This is a genomic window from Endozoicomonas atrinae (assembly GCF_001647025.1).
GTDB classification, from domain to species: domain Bacteria; phylum Pseudomonadota; class Gammaproteobacteria; order Pseudomonadales; family Endozoicomonadaceae; genus Endozoicomonas; species Endozoicomonas atrinae.
The window spans coordinates 1-1,114 of the sequence record NZ_LUKQ02000600.1 but is presented as its reverse complement, the minus strand read 5'-3'; the positions used below and the strand labels follow the sequence as shown (position 1 = coordinate 1,114).

Below are 1,114 nucleotides of genomic sequence, written 5' to 3'. Positions count from 1 at the left end.
GAAAATCAACATCATTAAAACCTTCGGGTAGCTGTGGTCGACGAGACATCTGTTCTAGATAATGCATGGTAATGATGCCTAAGCATAGTTGGCGGCAGCTTAAGGATTTAGAAAATGCGATTGGTATAAGCTGCGTCTCTCTCGTCAACGTTCGCAGGTGTCAGGCTCAGTGAAACTGGAATGCCCGTCATTGAAATTAACAGATGCCCCTGAAAGCCAAAAAATTTCTTGTCTTTTGAAGCACAGTAGCCATAAGCCACTTCGTCATTAAATATTTTCCGACGTTTTGCCCGAACCCGCTTGCACACCTCTATGGGAAAACCATCAATCAGGTGAACATCATCACTGTCAGCGCCCAATATCTGCACCAGACGCTCTGTGATTTTTTGCTTCACAGCCCAGAGGTTCGCCCCCTGTGAGGCCAGCTTGGTTCTGGCGGGAATGCCTGGAAAAAAGTGTAGCCAGTGTCGTCGAAAATATTTCCAGATATCCTTGTCCTTGTGATGTCCAAGCTATTCGCCCACTATTTCAATGGTAAGAACCTCGCTATCACTGAGCTTGGGCTCATAGCCACGAGTACGTAAAGGTCTGGGAAAAAGCTTATTGAATAAATCATCAATCAGACAAAAGACATTGATGAAAACTCTTCTTCAGGAATGACTGTCACCGGCTATATGAGCAATCTGTTTAGAGCGCAGATTAAGGTGTAGTCATGCCTTATGAAAAGTCGGCCTTCGCGTTAGTAGCTGTGAAAATAGAGTTCTATTATTTCAATCATTCAGAGAGAGTCCACATCGATACTCATTACCAACTAGCCAAATATATAACCGCATTAGACGACCGCTTCTAATTCGGCTTCACGCATTAAAAGGGTGCTCTCTCTGAATGATTGAAACAATAGTGCTCTATTTTCACAGCTACTATGGGAACACCACTCATAATAGTTAACTGTCATGCCCGCTTCTGTTATTTCCAGCTCTACCAAAAGCATCGTTTTGCAAATTGAAGTTTCTATAGATTCAGGCAACATGCTGAATCTTGAAGATAGTTTACAGCGTGCACTCAATGAAGCCGGGCAGCTTGGAACAAAAGAGTTATTGGGGCTATTTGAATC

Annotated in this window: 1 protein-coding gene; it reads right to left on the bottom strand. The window is 43.3% G+C overall.

Annotated features, from left to right (window positions below):
- Nucleotides 1–107 precede the first annotated feature (107 nt).
- Nucleotides 108–395 carry a transposase gene (locus tag AK963_RS29440; protein ID WP_066018779.1) on the bottom strand — a complete coding sequence of 96 codons (288 nt, stop codon included), beginning with the start codon at nucleotides 393–395 and terminating at the stop codon, nucleotides 108–110.
- Between the last annotated feature and the right edge of the window lie 719 nt (nucleotides 396–1,114).